Source organism: Sphingobium chungbukense (assembly GCF_001005725.1).
Lineage (GTDB): Bacteria > Pseudomonadota > Alphaproteobacteria > Sphingomonadales > Sphingomonadaceae > Sphingobium > Sphingobium chungbukense.
Genome location: NZ_LBIC01000008.1, coordinates 47,340 through 63,883, shown reverse-complemented (window position 1 = coordinate 63,883; position 16,544 = coordinate 47,340). Strand labels below are relative to the sequence as shown.

Annotated in this window: 19 protein-coding genes; 12 read left to right on the top strand and 7 right to left on the bottom strand. The window is 60.0% G+C overall.

What is annotated here, in order from left to right; all coding sequences use genetic code 11:
- The 4 genes from YP76_RS17940 to YP76_RS17925 all read right to left on the bottom strand — a co-directional run.
- On the bottom strand, positions 1-735 hold a 735-nt coding region (locus YP76_RS17940), incomplete at its 3' end, for an ArdC family protein (RefSeq protein WP_046764992.1).
- Between the two features lie 397 nt (positions 736-1,132).
- Positions 1,133-2,332 carry a Fic/DOC family protein gene (locus YP76_RS17935; protein ID WP_084733249.1) on the bottom strand — a complete coding sequence of 400 codons (1,200 nt, stop codon included), beginning with the start codon at positions 2,330-2,332 and terminating at the stop codon, positions 1,133-1,135.
- Positions 2,333-2,436: 104 nt separating this feature from the next.
- On the bottom strand, positions 2,437-2,706 hold the full coding sequence (locus YP76_RS17930; RefSeq protein WP_232307612.1) for a hypothetical protein: 270 nt from the start codon (positions 2,704-2,706) through the stop codon (positions 2,437-2,439).
- A gap of 97 nt (positions 2,707-2,803) precedes the next feature.
- Positions 2,804-3,202 (bottom strand): DUF3768 domain-containing protein, encoded by a 399-nt coding sequence (locus tag YP76_RS17925; RefSeq protein WP_232307611.1) that lies wholly within the window; start codon positions 3,200-3,202, stop codon positions 2,804-2,806.
- 319 nt (positions 3,203-3,521) lie between these two features.
- Here YP76_RS17925 and YP76_RS17920 point away from each other — a divergent pair, with 319 nt between their 5' ends.
- Positions 3,522-4,613, top strand: a complete 1,092-nt coding sequence (locus YP76_RS17920; protein ID WP_046764989.1) for a hypothetical protein — start codon at positions 3,522-3,524, stop codon at positions 4,611-4,613.
- A 178-nt stretch (positions 4,614-4,791) separates the two neighbouring features.
- On the opposite strand, the gene YP76_RS17915 is transcribed toward YP76_RS17920, so the two are convergent.
- From YP76_RS17915 to YP76_RS17905, 3 genes are all read right to left on the bottom strand, one after another.
- Positions 4,792-6,186: an ISNCY family transposase gene (locus tag YP76_RS17915; protein ID WP_046762820.1), complete on the bottom strand. Its 1,395-nt coding sequence runs from the start codon at positions 6,184-6,186 to the stop codon at positions 4,792-4,794.
- Positions 6,187-6,426: 240 nt separating this feature from the next.
- Positions 6,427-6,954 (bottom strand): thermonuclease family protein, encoded by a 528-nt coding sequence (locus tag YP76_RS17910; protein ID WP_232307610.1) that lies wholly within the window; start codon positions 6,952-6,954, stop codon positions 6,427-6,429.
- A 59-nt stretch (positions 6,955-7,013) separates the two neighbouring features.
- Positions 7,014-7,898, bottom strand: coding sequence for a DUF7146 domain-containing protein (locus YP76_RS17905; RefSeq protein WP_232307609.1), 885 nt, complete (start codon positions 7,896-7,898; stop codon positions 7,014-7,016).
- A gap of 92 nt (positions 7,899-7,990) precedes the next feature.
- On the opposite strand from YP76_RS17905, the gene YP76_RS17900 reads away from it, so the two are divergent.
- The 11 genes from YP76_RS17900 (at position 7,991) to virB9 (ending at position 16,544) form a co-directional block, all read left to right on the top strand.
- A complete protein-coding gene (locus YP76_RS17900; RefSeq protein ID WP_046764988.1) occupies positions 7,991-8,281 on the top strand; it encodes a hypothetical protein in 291 nt (96 codons plus the stop codon).
- 178 nt (positions 8,282-8,459) lie between these two features.
- Complete coding sequence (locus tag YP76_RS17895) at positions 8,460-8,765, top strand: hypothetical protein (RefSeq protein WP_232307608.1); 306 nt, start codon at positions 8,460-8,462, stop codon at positions 8,763-8,765.
- Complete coding sequence (locus YP76_RS17890; protein WP_046764986.1) at positions 8,765-9,433, top strand: lytic transglycosylase domain-containing protein; 669 nt, start codon at positions 8,765-8,767, stop codon at positions 9,431-9,433. The genes YP76_RS17895 and YP76_RS17890 overlap by 1 nt, the downstream gene beginning before the upstream one ends.
- On the top strand, positions 9,433-9,810 hold the full coding sequence (locus tag YP76_RS17885) for a TrbC/VirB2 family protein (protein WP_084733246.1): 378 nt from the start codon (positions 9,433-9,435) through the stop codon (positions 9,808-9,810). The genes YP76_RS17890 and YP76_RS17885 overlap by 1 nt, the downstream gene beginning before the upstream one ends.
- 60 nt (positions 9,811-9,870) lie before the next feature.
- Positions 9,871-10,215, top strand: a complete 345-nt coding sequence (locus YP76_RS17880) for a type IV secretion system protein VirB3 (RefSeq protein WP_046764985.1) — start codon at positions 9,871-9,873, stop codon at positions 10,213-10,215.
- 28 nt (positions 10,216-10,243) lie between these two features.
- The gene (locus YP76_RS17875) at positions 10,244-12,598 is read left to right on the top strand and encodes a VirB4 family type IV secretion/conjugal transfer ATPase (protein WP_084733248.1); all 2,355 of its coding nucleotides are present in this window, start codon (positions 10,244-10,246) and stop codon (positions 12,596-12,598) included.
- 13 nt (positions 12,599-12,611) lie between these two features.
- A complete protein-coding gene (locus YP76_RS17870; RefSeq protein ID WP_232307607.1) occupies positions 12,612-13,328 on the top strand; it encodes a type IV secretion system protein in 717 nt (238 codons plus the stop codon).
- A complete protein-coding gene (locus tag YP76_RS17865; RefSeq protein ID WP_046764983.1) occupies positions 13,328-13,636 on the top strand; it encodes a hypothetical protein in 309 nt (102 codons plus the stop codon). Before YP76_RS17870 ends, YP76_RS17865 begins: the two co-directional genes overlap by 1 nt.
- A 23-nt stretch (positions 13,637-13,659) precedes the next feature.
- Positions 13,660-14,670 (top strand): type IV secretion system protein, encoded by a 1,011-nt coding sequence (locus YP76_RS17860; protein ID WP_046764982.1) that lies wholly within the window; start codon positions 13,660-13,662, stop codon positions 14,668-14,670.
- A gap of 339 nt (positions 14,671-15,009) precedes the next feature.
- Complete coding sequence (locus YP76_RS17855; RefSeq protein WP_046764981.1) at positions 15,010-15,702, top strand: virB8 family protein; 693 nt, start codon at positions 15,010-15,012, stop codon at positions 15,700-15,702.
- Positions 15,699-16,544 (top strand): P-type conjugative transfer protein VirB9, encoded by an 846-nt coding sequence (virB9, locus tag YP76_RS17850; RefSeq protein WP_046764980.1) that lies wholly within the window; start codon positions 15,699-15,701, stop codon positions 16,542-16,544. Before YP76_RS17855 ends, virB9 begins: the two co-directional genes overlap by 4 nt.

Below are 16,544 nucleotides of genomic sequence, written 5' to 3'. Positions count from 1 at the left end.
TAACGCGCAAAGTTCTTCCTTCGCTCGAATGGCGGTGCTGGTCCCGTATTTATGCAAGGTTTCTCGATCCAAGCGATCCCGATGGCCGGTGCTATGGACAGCCTCATGGGCAAGGGTCGCATAGAAGGCGTTGCCGCTGATGAACCTGTCGAAGCGCGGCATGGTGATGCTGTCGGACGCTGGAGAATAGAAAGCGCCGCCGTCCTTCTCGATGATCGCCACGCCATAGGCCCGAAACAGGGCGTCAAGCTGCTGATCGCGCTGATCCCGGTTCTGGATTACCGGCTGCGGCGTGGGATATTGGCCATCGGGCAATCCCTCGATCTGCTCGACATTGAAAACGGTGTACCGCTTGAGGAATGAAATGCGCCGCTCGCTGTCGTCCTCGACGGCCTGCCCGTTCTCGTCCTTCCGGCTGATCGAACCGGCATAGACGATCCGGGTGCCGCGCTCCCCCTTCCTGACATTTGCGCCAAGTTCCAACGCCTGCTTGAACGTCATCCAATAGGGGTTGGCATATCCGCGCACCATGCTCTGCGCCCACAGCAGCAGGATGTTGATGCCCTGATAGTTCTTCCCGCAAGAGCGCAGCGGAAAGCTGGCGGCGGCGCTCGCCCAGCTCGGCGACCATGGGCGCACCCCCTGTTCCAGCATCTCGATGATCTGATCGGTGACTTCCTGATAGATATCCGCACGCTCGACATTGCTGCGGGTCGCTTTGGTGTTCCGTGCCATGTGGTTTTCCCTTCCTGATCTGGAGCCGAAGGCGATGGCGCCATCGACTTCTGCCCACTGGCGAAGTCGGGGGGGTTGAACCGGCAATGTCAGGGCTGGTTGGCAGGGAGGGGGATCGCCCAGCTTGCACAAGCGAAGCGCGGAAAGATGGGGATACGCTGCCAACCACCAAGCGAGCGCAGCGAGACGGTCCAGCCCTTGCCGGGAAGGGGGGAGGCCGCCCCCCTTGGCGTGAGAAGAAGCATGGCCGCCCGCGGCCGCATCATGTGCGAGGATCGTCACCCGAATGGGACGAAACCGTGCAGCGGGTTCGGTCGAGCGCAGCGAGATAGAGCCGTGCCGCCAGGCCGCACCCAAAAACCGCTTCAGCTACACTATCACTCGCTGCCGATCGGCATCATCGCCCTCGGCCTTTATCCGGGGCAGGGGGATTGGACCTATCTTGCGTTGGCAAGGTCAGACCGTCTTCAAACGGCCTGCCAGCACGAATATTCGCGGCAATGGATGTGCGCGCCGCGTCGATCGTGCCCTCCATCAAACGGGGACCATCGCCACGCTGACGCGAGACTGCCTGCACCTGATCCACAATCGCTTGCGCGCCGGCAAGACGGGGATCGGATCGATTTTGCTCGGCCGCATTTTTCAGGAACAGGTCGGCAAGCCGGTCATGGGCTGGCGATTGGCCCGGTGGCAGCACTGGCCGCTCCAGAGAACGAACCGCACGTTGCACCTGGGCGGGCTGCTGGGCATTGATCCGGGTCGCCAAGGCCGCCCCGATCTCGCGCACACGTTGCAAGGGGGTCTGCTTGTCGGAAATCACCGCATCGACATCCCTCTGCCCGAGATAGATCAGCAAATGGGACTGATAAACCGGTCCTTTGGCATGGCGCATATAGGCCAGCTCCATGCGCGCAGCGGCAATCTGGCTCGCCGGCGCACTATCCTTCACCAATTTTTGCAAGCGATCGGTCGCCTCGGTCCTCGCCGCATGCAAATAGCGCTCCAGCTCACCTCGCGCCTTGTCCAGCGACAGGCGATAGCGTTGCCCGGTCGGCGGATCGCGCGGAGGCAGGAACGCCATGCCTCCCGGCCCCGTGCGCGGCGTGACGGGTTCATCCCGTTCATGCGCGGCGGCGGCCAGGATTGCGCTCAAGGGACGATGATCGCCGGTGGTGAAACCATGGCGCGACGCATCCATCCACATTTGCCTGTCGATGCTGGCGATCCGGAGGGAGTGGCCAGCATCGCGCGTGATCTGCGCCGCATGATGTCGCATCGTGCGTCCATTGCCCTCGCGGAAGGGATGGACGGCGTTCAGTTCGTTGAGATGATGCCCCAGACGATCATAAAATTCTTCACGGGGCAGCCCTTTGAGATGGCTCTGGCTCGCCAAATCCTTGAATACCGCAGCCAGAGCATTGGCCACATAGGGGGCGTGGGCAAACAGGCTTCCCCCTTTGCCGATGTTGACGGTTCGGTCTTCACCCGCCCAGTCATAGAGATCTTGGAAGAGATGCTTGTGCAACGCCCTGTAGCCATCGGCATCAAGCGGAAAGGCCATGCGCGCGGCTTCTCGGCCGCGCGCATGGGTCAGCATGCGTTCCGCTTGATTTAGCGATCCGTCGTCTGTCAGCCCCAGCCTGTTCCTGAGCGTGGCCGTGCCAGGATACAGATAAGGGTCTTGGTCGGTGCCCACTGACGTTAAGCAGGCGGTTCGGCAGGGCCATTCTGCACTAGGCCCTGGACGATCTTGGACACGAGAGCGGGCGGAACCGCCTCCTCCAGCAGCATATCGAAAAGCTCTGCCTCGTTCGGAGCAAGGGCCATGTCCTCAATGGCGAGATTGGCGCGGGACTCCGCATCATCCTGCCGCCATTGCTCGACCTCATCGGGGGTGCCTCGGACATAATCCATGGCGCGGACCTGCGCCCGAACGGCCTCAATATCGAACTGCATCATGGTGTATTTCATCGCCACCAACATAGTCCAGAATGGAGCGAAAAGACAATGAATCGCTGCGCCTCCGACGTTGCGATCCGCCGCCTCGCTATGCGGGGCGGCGGCCCTTTCAATATTCCTCGGCCAGCATGATGGTCAGTACCCGTGTCGTTTGATCGCTATCCCAAGGGGCCTCGCTTCCGAACTCCAACTGCTTGTCATAACAGTCGATTTTCCAGAACGCCGTCTCGCTGATGCTTTTCTCGTCCGATGGCCGAGCTTGCACCCAATCTCCCGAACGGAGCCGATAAATTGCTCCGAAATCATGCTCCCCATGCGGATCATTGCCTTCGTGAAAATGGTCGAAAGCCAACATCACCTGCATGGCGGCATGACGATCATGATCCTCCAGCGCGGCAAAGCCGATAGTCATGTTGGCCCGGCACGCTACGCCGGGGTTCTGGCGCGCCATATCGTTGAGCAACCGAACACGATCGGTCTTCTCCGCATCGGTCAATTCCATGGACATGATGTGATCCTCCTAGTCAGCAGGCCGAAAGGCCACGGCCTCACGGCCCTGCCGTTCCGGCGAGGAACGGGTTGGGGAGGGGGAGCAAAAATCGACCGCCGGCGCGGGCGAGCCGGTTAGCCTGGTCGGCACCCGCAGGGGGACGGGCACCGGGATTAGCGGATTACACGGGCGGCCTATTTTTGTTCGGGAACGAAAGGGCAGCGCCCTTGGCGTTCCCCCGGCGCGTCCAGCGCGCCACCAAGCATAAAGCCAAGTTACTTGGCGTTCCGATATCGCTCAACCTATAGATCGAGACAGCCTAGAAATTGAAAGATCCATGGAAGACGGACAATTCACTCTCATCCTCAAGGACGGCTATCCGCTCGATGATACGTTGGAGGTCGCCGGCCTGCTGGGAAACAGCACCGCGCTAATTGCAGGATGGATACTGCCCGAGCGCGGACTATTGGATCTCCCGGCGCTTGCGCATGCCATGTTTCTCGAAGAATATTCGATTGCGATCTTACCCGACCGCAACATCGTCTCGCGCATGGCGGAAATTGCCCGTGAGGGGCAACCCCGCAAACGCGACAAGACAACCGAAACTGCGATGAGGATGATGGCATTTGCGCAGGCGGTAGATTGGGATATCGATCCGGGTCTGGCTTTCCACGAACTGGCTCAAAAGCAAGGAAATGAGGCAGCTTGGGACGAACTCGCATGGTTTCGAACTGCGGATGAAAATGCCGTGCAGTCATGGCTCGACCTTGCGCTAGGCCGTGCCTCAAATATCAGCCTTGGTGCAGCAAAGGAGAGAGAATGCCTCGATTTTGCTGGCGATCTTCTGCGCTGGACGAGAAACTATATCGTAACGCTGAAAATCGCGGAACTGGAGCTGGGGCCTTTGGCACCCATCGAAAAATTCTACAGCTTGGCCAACTGGATGGCCGAGGGTTTTATAGTAGCTGGCCCCGCATTGCTGTTTGCAGCCAGATATTGGGGCACATGCGGCAACCGTGCTGGACTGATAAAGAAGCTGCAATCGCCCAATAGGGACCGAGCGATTGAAGGCTGCGCCAACGCAGCGTGGGATATCACCTATTTGAGCCTGTTCGCATTGCGCATTTCCAAGGGAGAGGAAGCCAACAGGCGCTACATCCTCGCAACATGCGACGAACTGCTGGCGGAAATTGCGCCATATGTGATGTATGGGCCTGAACGCATCGATAACTTGCCCAGCTTGGCGGAGGGCATGTTGAAGTGGTGGGGTCCGAAAGACGCCGACAAAATCGCGAACAGGATGCTGGAAACTCAAGAGATTGGACGTTCCGGTCGCTTGGTGGGCGCCAATTCAGACGGCGATCCAATTACTGCCATGATTCAACAGGGCGAAAATATTGTGCGGTCTTGGTCGGGGACCAGCCGATGAACCAAGGCGCATGTTCGGGCAAGTTAGAGAAGACACTATTTCATCTATTTAGAAATGTCACCGCGTGTTGCGGCAGGGGCTGCGCGGAACCCTTCTGTATTGTGCAGCGTAGCCCCTGCCTCTGCGCTGGTCTGGCATTGGTAGCGCCTTTGGACCCGCTGCTTTGCAGTGGGCCCCCTCAATAGCCCTCAAGCATGCGCTGTGCTGCCTCGATAGGCGTCAGCCGGGGAAGGGGAGGACGACCCCGCTTGCGTTTGGCCGGTGGTTGGTCCGGCTGTGCAGGCGATGGAAACATGTGCGCACCCTGCGATCGGCGGCTTGGTTCGCTGTTGTTCCGCTTCCGCGGCGGCAGCAGTGCCTGCATCGCCTTGGCCATCGCCAGCGCTGCGTCGAGGTGTTTGTTCTCGACGATCGCCGCCTGATTTACCTGCCTGATCTTGTCGTGCATCCGGTAAGGCAGGACATGGTCGCCGTGCCGGATCTCAAGGCTGCCATCGGGATACTCGCAGACCTCGACCCGCTTGCCGGCGAGTGCACGGCTGATCTCGTCCGGCTCGAGAATGAACAGCGCTTTGTTATAGTGCAGCGCCAACGCCTGCGTGACTGTGCGCCACTCACGCCAGACAAGCTGCGTGCGCAAATCGTCATGTGGAGCCAACGGCCGGTGTAGATCGCGCGAATCGAACGCCGGCTTCGCAAACCGCACGTTGTGCCGCTCCATGTAGCCGGGCAGGAACGTGTTCGCATCGGCGATCGTCGATATCCCTTCCAACCGCATCGCCTTGACCAACCGGTCCTGCAGCGTCGCATTCGCCCGTTCGACGCGGCCCTTGGCCTGTGGCGAGTTGGCACAGATGATCTCGATGTTGAGAGCCTCCATCGCGCGACCGAAGTGGGTCATCCCGTCGCCATTGGCAGAAGCCCGGTTGTTGCGGAACGCCGAGTGCTTGTCCGAATAGAACGCTACCGGCTTGCCATGCCGCTCGATGTACTCGCGCGTCGCATCCATGTAGGAGAACGCACTCTCGCTCTCGACCATCTTAAGATGCATGAGCTCGCTGGTCGCGTCGTCGATGTAGACCAACAGCGTGCATTGCGGTCCGCGGTCCTCGAACCACCAGTGCTTCGAGCCATCGACCTGGATCAGCTCACCGCGGCAGTCCCGGCGATACCGCGGCTGATAAGGGCGCGGCCGCCGTGCTTCGCGGTCCTTCCATAGGCCCGCCGCAATCATGATCTGGCGAAGCGTCTCGCATGCAACCGTGATCCCATGACGTTCGATCAGGTACTCACGCGCGAGCGTCGGACCGAAATCCGCGTAGTGTTCGCGCACAATCGCCACAATCTGATCGCGCATGGCATCGCTGTACCGCCGGTTACTGGGCCGGCCGCGCTTGCGCGAGACCAGACCGGATACGCCTTCAGATCGCAGTCGATTGAGCAATCGGAATATCTGCCTCCGCTTCAATCCCAGCAATCCGGCCGCGTCCTCAACCCGAAGCTCGCCCCGCTCCACGCGCAACAGCGTATCATATCGCGAAAGTTCGCCATGGCTCATCGTCAGCACCGTCATATGCGTGCTCTCCTGACCCGCAGGAAAGCCATGCCACCAATATCCGCGGGACGACGCCTGGGGTGTCATCTCTATCTAGCGCAGGGTGCCATTTCTATCTGGCACTTACAGCGCAGAAGTACGATAATAGGAATTATGTTAAATATTTCAATATCTTAGATCGATATGAATATCATGGGCGGCGGTCGATTGCAAATCGCCGTCTTCTTGAGACGAGCTGACTCTTGCAAGACGGCCTCGCTATTTTCCTGGCTTACACCCGCTAGGCAGACTGGCGCGCTCGATCGCCAATTGGCGCATTCCTTCATAATCCTGACCCCATAGCCCGCGGCGATCACGGGCGGCGCTTTGCATCAGCTTCACATAGGCACCACCGGAGTATCGCCGGTAATCGACAGCATAGCCTTGCGCGACCATGGTAGCAGCGAGGCTCGCCCTGTTCGCCTTGAACCGGCAGGAAAGATTCAAGCGACCATAGCTGGTCGCAGGGCTACGGCATTGCTTCTCGCGCTGCAGGGCGACATCGAACAGGCTCGTCGCGCATTCGACACCGCCATCGCGGTCGATAAGGCCCTGCAAGGTGAGCGTGGAAGCCTGCTTGAGACGCAGCCGATCGTCATCAGGCGCGTCTATGCCGACAATCCGCACACGCGAGCCGGAGACGTCCAGCGTGTCGCCGTCTATAACCCTGGGGGCCGCGTCATTGAGGCGAAGCGAGACAATATTGGCTGCCCGCTCCTTCTGCTGCGCGAGAGCATAGACGGACACCGCAGCAAACATTACGGCCATGAGAATCCGTTGATGGTTCGGCAAACCAGGAAACAGCTTCATTGCGCGCGGATATCGCGCAGAAGATCATTCCAGTCGCCATCATTGGGCGGAAGTTTGACGACGAGCTGGCGACCGTTGCCCTTCATATGGGGTTCGGCCCGCTTGATCGCGCGGGCTGCCTCGATCCCGTGCTGACTGTAGATGATGATCTTTCGGATGCTCTCCGGAATGGTCACGGTCTGATACCGTTCGATGCCAAGGACGGGCCAGACATAGGTTTCCGGGGCCAGCATGTTCATGACGCTCGCCGCTTCCTCGACACCTTCAGCCAAACGCAGGATGCCATCGCTAGGAATGCCACCCCAGCGCACGGCGCCGCCACCGGTATTACCGAGCATCCGCTTCGGCTTAGGCACATCGGCCTTGTCGAGACCATCGGCACGTAGGAAGGTCCGATGGATTGCGACAACCCCGCCGTCTTCCTCCACGGGCACAATCAGGGCAGGCGCAAACGCTTTCTCTTCTCCTGCACCGAGCTGGCAGCGCGCATCGAACCGCGCATTGACCCCGACAGGGATAATCGCGCGGGCGCGCATATATTGCTCAGCCAGACTGCCCGCAAAGGGATCAGCAAAGCGCCAGATTGAGACCGCGAGTTTGTTGAAATCCCCTTTTCCGCCTTCATGGCGCTGACCGGGATCATGATCGTGCGACGGAGCGAAGCGCCCCTTGCGCATTGCCTCGACAATCGCGTCGGACGTGCAGCCGGCAAAACAATGAAACAGGACCGCGCGGCTGCCGACCCGCACGGAAAGGCTGGGATCGCCATCAGCATGGGCCGGGCATCGACACATCGCGTAGTCGCCATGCCATTTGCCGCCGAGCTGGCGCACGATGCGGTCTGCATCGCGCGCAACGGCGTCGGGATCGCGTCCGCTCACTGGACCTCCTCTCACTTGCCACTTACCCTATGGCTAACGGAAGCAACGACTAATCACCAGTGAAAATGATAGAAATCGCTACACGGGGGAAAATGGAACTCGAACTGATCCTAGAGCGCGAGCTGACCTCACACCGCCCAGTCGCCGGGACCATCACCGACGTTCAGTTGCATCAGCGCGACGACGACGGCAAGTGGTACATCAATGTCCGCGTTAGCTGGCGTGGATCGACCCCCTACCATGTGGCGCTCTACGACAAGAAGAGAATCCGTTTATATTCAAAGGTTTCTTCTGCAATTCGCCACGTCGTTACGGCTTATCGCTATAGTTTAGTGATCGGCGTCAACCCATCCCCTCTATGGAACGACCCATCCCGTTTCTGACGGCAAACTGTCGGTCAAACGGTGAACAGCACTTATTGCGAGTCCTTCGCAGTCTAGGCAGAGTCGAAAAAGCGATTTAAGGTGTTTTCCCAAGAGAGGTGAAAACATGCGAAATCGCTTGTCCCTACCGATCGCCGCATCCGCTTTGATGCTGTCCTCGGCAACACCGTCCCCAGCCATGGCCTCTGACGGGACATGGGCTTGCGAAGTCCTGCTGTGCGCCAGCAATCCGGGTGGCTGGATGCAATATGCGCAGTGCGTTCCACCCATCCGCAAATTGCTGCGCAGTCTGGCGTTCGGTGGCGGTTTTCCAACCTGTAGCGCGGGTGGCGTGTCCGCCGCAAAATACACGAAGCCGAAAAATGGTCGCCCCGGCTTTGTCGTCATGACCATGCATGACGGAAGCCGGAACACCTACACGGTCCCGAGCGAGGCCGACATTGCGGCAGCGGAAGCCAGCGCCGTCCCTGGGGGGCCGCAATAATGCAATTCACCACGGCAGCAATCCTGGGCCTCGCGTCGCAATGTGCATCGGGCGTGGCCCCATCCACGATCGTCGCCGTGGTCCACACTGAGAGCAAGGGCTATCAGTTCGCCCTCAACGTCAACGGGGTCGCCCGCCAGCCCGCTCGCCCGACCAATGCTGTCGATGCGGCGCGGGTGGCCCGCGCGTTTATCGCACAGGGCCACTCCGTCGATCTCGGCCTGGGCCAGATAAATTCGAACAACATGGCCGCGCTGGGCCTGACATGGGATAATGTATTCGATCCCTGCACAAATATCGGCGCTGCTGGGAAGGTGTTGGCGGGCAACTATCACCAGGTCCGCGACGGAAGGCTACCACAGGAGGCGCTCCGGGTCGCGCTGTCCATGTATAACACCGGCTCCACGACGCGAGGTTTTCGCAACGGCTATGTTGGCCGCGTGCTGAACAACGCCGGCGTAGCGGACGGAATCTCACCCGTTGCCTATAGCCCGACGGCTCCCGATCCGCAGACCAACCCGCCCCGCACGATGCTGGCCGATTTGGTCGCCGAAAACATGCCCGATCGCAGTCCAGCTCGAACGGCACCACCCCCACCCCCGGCTTGGGATGTCTTCTCCCGAGCCGCTTACGAGCGTGCGCGCAATGCGGAAACAGGAGGAAGCTGATGAAATCTCTCGCATCAAGGGACACCCCCACAACGTCTGTGCGATCCAAATTCCAGCGGATCGTAGGGGCGGCTTCGCCGCACCAGCGCAAGACAGCAACGATCGCCGCCTCGGTTGCGATCGTCGGCCTCGCCGCAATCGCAACACCGGACCCTGCCTATGCCCAATCCGCCAATTTGGAAGGCTTCGCCAATAATGTGCTGGGCTTGCTCAGCAACGGCCTGCTGCGCGCTCTGGCGGTAATTGCCGTCATCATTGCTGGCGCGGGATGGCTGATGGGCAGGGTCAATACCGGCGCGCTGGTGACGGTCATCATCGGCATCGCGATCATCTTCTCCGCACCGTGGATCGTGGATCAGATCGCAGGCTCAGCCTGATGACCTCGCGGCCCGATCCCGGATCGGGCCGCCGCAACCGTCGCAGCAAGGGAGGCAGCTATGGCCGATGACAGAGAAGATATAGCGCGCAATACGCTGTTCCTTGCCGTGACGCGGCCTGCCCTGTGGGCGGGCATTCCGATTGAAGCGGCAGTGCCTATCCTGCTGGTCTCGGCCATCGTCCTGATCGGGACCAACAACCCGATCTATGCGCTCGTCACGGCGGGGGTCTGCTATGGCCTGGCCCGGCTTGTCGTGCGTCAGGACGTCAACGCATTTCGGCTGATGTTCCTCTTTTTCCGCACCAAGGCGGCGAACCGCAACCGCACCTTCTGGGGTGGATCGAGTTACACCCCCCTCCCCCTCAAGGGCATAGCTCGCAAAGGGTTCGGCCGCCGTGGCTAAGATGGACCGCCTCTCGACTCAAGTGCCCATGAAAGTGGCTCTCAAGGAAGTCCTTCCGACGAAGTTTCTCCCTTATGCGCGTCACATCAATGAAGAGATGATCGTTCTCGATTCCGGTGCGATCATGCTCACTTTCGAGTTACAGGGTCGCGCCTTCGAAACTGCCGATGTCCGCGACCTCAATGACTGGCATTCCAAGCTCAACGGGATGCTGCGCAACCTCCATGACGATCGGCTTTCGGTCTGGTCGCATCTGGTCAGGGCGCGGGTGGAGCAGTATCCGGGCGGCAATTTCCGGTCGAAGTTCGCCCGCGATCTCGATGCTGCCTATTTTGCGCGCGTCAATCAGGAGCGGATGTTCATCAACCGCTTCTTCGTCACCATCCTCGCGCGGCCTGCCGTGCATGGCGCTGACAAGCTGATCCATCTCTTCCGCTCCAAGGCGAAGATCCAATCCGCTGCCGATGCGGTGGATGACGATCTGATTGAGTTCCTTGAGGATAAAGCGCGCGATTTTGAAAAGCTGATGGCACGCTGCGAGCCGCGCCGCCTCGCCATCTATGGGCATAACGGCCTGAAATTCTCCGAACCCCTCGAAGTCGCGGAAATGGTGATGACGGGACGCCATCGGCGCGTGCCGATCATCCGTGGCCATCTGGGCAGTGCCCTGTATCGGCAACGGGTCATTTTCGGTGGCGAGACAGTGGAAGTGCGCGACGCCGATCGCAGCTCGTTCGGAGGCGTGTTCGGCATTCGGGAATATCCCGCCTTCACCACGCCCCGCCAGTTTGAATCCCTGCTGGCCGTCGATTTCGGCTTTGTGCTCACGCAGTCCTTCACGTTCCTGAGCCGCGCCACAGCGGCCGAGCGGTTCCGCCTGCGGCAGCGGCAGATGGAGAACGCCGACGATCGGGCCATCAGCCAGATGCATGATCTGGTCGATGCCGCTGACGATCTCATGTCGAACCGCTTCGTACTAGGCGACCATCATTTCACGCTCGCGGTATATGGAGGGAGCCTCAAATCCCTCCGCGATCATATGTCGATCGCGCGAGCGGCCCTCGCCGATACGGGCATGGTGGCGGCGCGCGAGGGGGCGGCCTTGGAAGCGGCCTATTGGAGCCAGCTCGTAGGCAATTTTGCGTGGCGCGCACGGCCAGCACCGATCACGTCGCTCAATTTCGCGGCCTTCGCGCCGTTCCATACCTATCCCGCAGGGAGAGCGACCGGCAATCATTGGGGGGATGCCATTGCGCTCCTCAAGACAAGCGCGCGAAGCCCGTATTTCTTCAGCTTCCACAAGCGCGATGTCGGCCACACGATGGTCATCGGTCCTACAGGCGGCGGAAAGACTGTCCTGCTCAACTTCCTGATGGCTCAGGCTGAAAAGACCGGCGCACGGCAGATTTTCATCGATAAGGATCGGGGCGCTCAGATTTTCGTGCTGGCCAGCGGTGGCACCTATCTGACGTTGGCCAATGGCACGCCAACCGGCTTCGCACCATTGAAGGCCCTGGCCGATACGCCAGAAGATCGAGCATGGCTGTCGCTCTGGGTTCGTCAGCTCGTCCGTGCCGAAGGTCGACCGATCTCGGTACAGGAAGAGAGGCGGATCGATGATGGCATTGCCGCCGTCATGAAATTGCCCTCGGCCGCGCGATCCCTCGATGCGCTGCGCACGATGCTCGGCATGGCCGACGAAGGCGGTGTTGGGGCGAGGCTGGAGAAATGGACCTCACGCGGCGCGCTGGGGTGGGCGTTCGACAACGCAGAAGATGAAATGGCGCTCGATGCCCGTTTCATCGGCTTCGACATGACCGATTTCCTCGACAATGCCGACATCCGCGCGCCCCTGATGCTCTATCTGTTTCACCGGATCGACAAGATGTTGACCGGCGACCGCACGATGATCGTGATAGACGAGTTCTGGAAGGCGCTCGGCGACAACGCATTTCGCAGCTTCGCCCAGGACGGGCTGAAGACATATCGTAAGCGCAATGCGCTGATGGTGTTCGCCACCCAATCTCCCGGCGATGCGCTCAAAAGCGACATAAGCCATTCGATTCTAGAGCAGGTGGCAACCAAGATCATGCTGCCCAACCCGAACGGGCAGCGCCGCGATTATATCGATGGCTTCTCCATGACCGAAGCCGAATTTGCGCTGATCCGCGAAGAGCTGTCGCCAGAGTCGCACAAGTTCCTGGTGAAACAGGGGCATGATTCAGTCGTCGTGGAACTGGACCTGACGGGCCTCGACAATGAACTGGCTGTCCTGTCGGGCCGCGCAGAAACCACCGCAGTCGCATGTGACGTAATCGCAGAACACGGCCGCGACCCTGCTGTCTGGCTCCCGATCTTCCACAACCACCGGCGCTCAAGTTGAAAGGAGAAGTCTCATGACGGCTAGGAAACTTCGCTACATCGTGATGGGAGCCTCGCTCCTCACCATCACGGCGTCCGCCCAGGGGCAGGGTTTAGGCATTCCGGTCCACAACGCACAAGGCTTGTTGCAGCAAATCGAGCAGGTGCGTCAGGGCGTATCGATGCTCGCCCAAGGGGCCGACCAGCTCCAGCAGGCCCGCGATCTCTATCGAGATCTGAACAAGGCAACCGACATCGGGCGGGTTGCGGATAACCTCCGCACCGACGCCATGCGCGAATTGAACGTGTCCTCGGGCAGCCTTGATGGATACGCCAATGGCGACCTCAACGTCATCGGCCGCCTTCGCGGACGCTCCGATAGTGTTTTTCAGGGGCTGATGGGGCAATTATCCCCAGATACCTCAGAGAGCGCACGGGCAAACTATGAGATTGGTGCCCGCCAAGCCGCCGTCACCGCAGGTTTGGCCGGGTCCGTAGGAGATTCTGTTACGAGCCGCCGCGAGGGTTTGGAGGAACTGCGTTCGCGACTAGCCAGCTCCAATTCTGCTGCCGAGCGTGCCGACATGACCGCTCGCCTCCAATTGGAACAGGCGCAGATGTCGAACGACATGATGGCCCTGCAGGCCGTCGAATTACAGCGCCGGGCCAAGGCTGAGGCCGATTATCAGGGCTATGCGGCCCAACGACAACAGCAACTCGCCAAATTGAAGGCACAGGCGGGGATTGACTGATGCGCCGCTGCTTAGGCCCTGTGGTTCTGTTGTTTTTGGCTGTCGCGGGCTGTTCGCCCTCCGAAAAGTCGCAAAAGGGGGAGGATCTGCGATCCGACATACCTCTTCGGACGATCCTGTATCTCTCGGAACATCCAGACGAGGCTAAGGAAATTCAAGCAATGTGCGATCAGTGGAAGGGGTCGCAACGCCCGATCTCTAGCTGGCCGTCAGTCGTCACCCAGAATTGCAACAACGCCGACGCTGCACGGCTTCGCAACCTTCAGCGCGATCAGCGCGAACGCATGAAAAAGCAGATGGGCATCTGATGATGCGGCAGGGCTGAAGAGCGATGGATTTTCCGATCTTCGAGAGCATGATGAATGCGGTTGATGGTGCCCTCGCGGGCATCATTGCACTGTATTCGTCGGTGATCGGCATCATCTCCGGTCCCCTCCGGGTCGGCGTCACGATTTACATCATCCTGTTGGGGGGCGCGATACTCAGGGGAGCCGTTCAGTATCCCGCTCGCGAATTCGTCTATCGCACGCTGAAACTCGCCGCACTTACATGGGCCGTCAGCTCACTTTATGGAGCATCGGTCGGTCTCTTCACGATGAACGGACTTCCGGGGCAATTCGCCAATGCGCTTGGCGGCGCTGATGTAGGTGGTCTTGGTGGCTACTTCGATACGCTTCTACAGGGCGCATTTCGCGCCATCACGAAAATCGAAGAAATCGTTCAGGCCCACACTGACGCAGCGGGCGTGAACCTGATTGGCATGCCCAATAACATTGTGGAAATTATCCTTGCTGCTTTTGCCAATCTGGTAATCCTTTTCGTTGCTTTGCTATCCTGCGCACTCGGCTTCACGATCTGCGCCTTCGCGCTGTTTGCACTCGCTTTGCTAGCTGTCGTGGGACCGTTATTCGTTGCAGCTCTTCTATTTGACTCTACGCGGGGCTGGTTCTTCGCATGGCTAGGCTCAGCCATCAGCTACATCATGCTGGTTGTGTTCGCGCTGCTGGTCACGCTGTTCATTTCGCAGACCACTGACACATTCATTAATTCGATCACGAATGACGATGAAGTTTTGATCGCCGTGCTGAAAGCCCTGTCATTCTACGTGCTGGGCTTCTTCTTCTTCCTGCAAATCCCAAGCCTCGCGTCGGGCCTGGGTGGCGGTGGCCCTGCCCTAGCGGCACAGTTTGCCAACGCCGTTACCGGAAACCTGGCCCCAATCGCAGGCCGTACAATGGCTGGTGCGCCCCTTAGCGGCGCGCGCGCTGTTGGAGCCGGCGCGCGTCGGTTGGGTGGGGGGACCGGCAGTGGGACCGGGGGAACCCTGACGCGGACGAGATAGGAGAAATGCCATGAATTTTGCCAAGGCGCTCGCGCCAATAGCCCTTTTCGCACTCTCAACGCCCACGCCGGTTCTCGCGGCCAAGGAAGCCAAAGTTCCGCGTTGCAACGGGCAATCGAAGCGGCCTGCTAATCCCTATGGCACCATTCTCCCGACCCTGCCCGCCCGAAGTCCGTCAGGATCGGCGGCTCAGCCCACGCAACTCTTTCCATCATCTGCCGCGCCGGACGCCAATAGTCCTGCGTCGCGGGATGATAGCGGCGTGCCGCCGATCAGCGCAGCTTCGCCACTTCCAGCCAACAACGCGGCTTCCCAGCCCGTTTATGCGAGCTGCTGACAATGGCGATCGGGGTCAAAGACAGCGCTGAGGATCTGAAGGCATATTTTGCCGAAGCCCAAAGCTGGGATCGGGAACGCTTCGTTGCAGCCGATCGGTCTAAGCGCGTCGCGTGGATTGTCGCTGGCGGCGCCAGCATCATAGCTGTCGTCGGTGTCGCCTCGGTGGCGATGTTGTCGCCGCTCAAGACCGTGGTGCCCTATGTCGTCACCGTCGATCGATCCACGGGCGCAACCGAAGTGACCCAGCAGCTCCGGGGTGACAAAACCATCACCTATGACGAGGCGGTGCGGAAATACTTTCTCGCCAGCTATGTCAGGTCGCGCGAGGGCTGGATTCCGCAGGCACGCCAGGAGTTTTTCAATCAGGTTCTCGCGCTCTCCGCGCCCGAAGAACAGCGCCGGTGGATCACCTTTTACAAGAAGGATAATCCGGACTCACCCCAGAACCAGCTCACCGCCAGCGATGCGGTGTTCGTTGCCGTCAGGGCCGTATCCTTCATCTCGGCGAATGTCGCCCAGGTCCGCTTTACCAAGCGGCTTGAACGCGACGGTCAAGCTACCGAGACCCCGGCCATCGCGACCATCACGTTCGACGTACTGTCAAAACCGGAATCGGAAGCGGGGCGCTACGCCAATCCGCTCGGCTTTCAGGTCAAAGCCTATCGCGCGGACGTGGAAGTAGGTGGAAAATGAGACAGCTTCACATACTCGGCGCGGCGATGATGGCAGCGGCGCTTCCGTCGCCGGCCAGCGCCGAAAACACACCCCGCCCCGTCACCGCCGATCATCGGGTCCGGGAAGTCAGCTATAGTGACCAGAATGTCATCGCGATCCGCAGCGCCTTTAGGACCGCGACACAGATCGAGTTCGCGCAGGGCGAGATCATCAAGTTCGTGGCCATGGGCGATACCGTCTCATGGGAAGTCGCGCCGGCTGAAAACTCGTTGTTCATCAAGCCGCGTGAGCGGGCGGGCGGAACCAACCTCATCGTTGTGACGGACTATGCCGGCCAGAAGCGCAATTACACCTTTGCCCTGTCGGCGATTGCCAATGGTCGCGCCGCCGAGACCTTCTACAAGGTCCGCATTCGTTACCCGGAACAGGAGGCGGCCGCCCTTCGCGAAGCGGCTGCTCGCCGCCAGCTAGCCCAAGTCCTCGCGCAACAGAACGGCGCCATCAAGGCTGCATTGGATCTGGGCGTTCTGGAAGGCACCCGCAATCTGAATTACACCGTGCAGGGATCATCCGAGATTCAGCCGTCCGAAGTCAGCGACAACGGACAATTTACGGTCCTGCGTTTTCCCAATCAGCGGGAAATCCCTGCCATCTTCACGGTAAATCCCGATGGCAGCGAGGCAACCGCATCGTTCGATGTCAGGGACGAATTCGTCGTGATCCACGGGATCTTCCGCGAATTGCGACTGCGCCGGGGCAAGGTGGTCCTGTGCATCTACAACGAAAAGCCGAGCTTTTACGGCCGCGATCCGAAGACGGACACAGCCTCCGAAGTGGTGGAACGGCAGACGGAGGATTGA

Excerpts from the sequence above, each read along its gene's own strand:
- YP76_RS17890 (WP_046764986.1), top strand. The coding sequence starts at position 8,765 with ATGCAATTCACCACGGCAGCAATCCTGGGCCTCGCGTCGCAATGTGCA.
- YP76_RS17930 (WP_232307612.1), bottom strand. The coding sequence starts at position 2,706 with ATGAAATACACCATGATGCAGTTCGATATTGAGGCCGTTCGGGCGCAG.
- YP76_RS17865 (WP_046764983.1), top strand. The coding sequence starts at position 13,328 with ATGCGCCGCTGCTTAGGCCCTGTGGTTCTGTTGTTTTTGGCTGTCGCG.
- YP76_RS17870 (WP_232307607.1), top strand. The coding sequence starts at position 12,612 with ATGACGGCTAGGAAACTTCGCTACATCGTGATGGGAGCCTCGCTCCTC.
- YP76_RS17885 (WP_084733246.1), top strand. The coding sequence starts at position 9,433 with ATGAAATCTCTCGCATCAAGGGACACCCCCACAACGTCTGTGCGATCC.
- YP76_RS17860 (WP_046764982.1), top strand. The coding sequence starts at position 13,660 with ATGGATTTTCCGATCTTCGAGAGCATGATGAATGCGGTTGATGGTGCC.
- YP76_RS17915 (WP_046762820.1), bottom strand. The coding sequence starts at position 6,186 with ATGACGGTGCTGACGATGAGCCATGGCGAACTTTCGCGATATGATACG.
- YP76_RS17925 (WP_232307611.1), bottom strand. The coding sequence starts at position 3,202 with ATGTCCATGGAATTGACCGATGCGGAGAAGACCGATCGTGTTCGGTTG.
- YP76_RS17920 (WP_046764989.1), top strand. The coding sequence starts at position 3,522 with ATGGAAGACGGACAATTCACTCTCATCCTCAAGGACGGCTATCCGCTC.
- YP76_RS17875 (WP_084733248.1), top strand. The coding sequence starts at position 10,244 with ATGAAAGTGGCTCTCAAGGAAGTCCTTCCGACGAAGTTTCTCCCTTAT.
- YP76_RS17855 (WP_046764981.1), top strand. The coding sequence starts at position 15,010 with ATGGCGATCGGGGTCAAAGACAGCGCTGAGGATCTGAAGGCATATTTT.
- YP76_RS17900 (WP_046764988.1), top strand. The coding sequence starts at position 7,991 with ATGGAACTCGAACTGATCCTAGAGCGCGAGCTGACCTCACACCGCCCA.
- virB9 (WP_046764980.1), top strand. The coding sequence starts at position 15,699 with ATGAGACAGCTTCACATACTCGGCGCGGCGATGATGGCAGCGGCGCTT.
- YP76_RS17880 (WP_046764985.1), top strand. The coding sequence starts at position 9,871 with ATGGCCGATGACAGAGAAGATATAGCGCGCAATACGCTGTTCCTTGCC.
- YP76_RS17895 (WP_232307608.1), top strand. The coding sequence starts at position 8,460 with ATGGCCTCTGACGGGACATGGGCTTGCGAAGTCCTGCTGTGCGCCAGC.
- YP76_RS17935 (WP_084733249.1), bottom strand. The coding sequence starts at position 2,332 with ATGCTGACCCATGCGCGCGGCCGAGAAGCCGCGCGCATGGCCTTTCCG.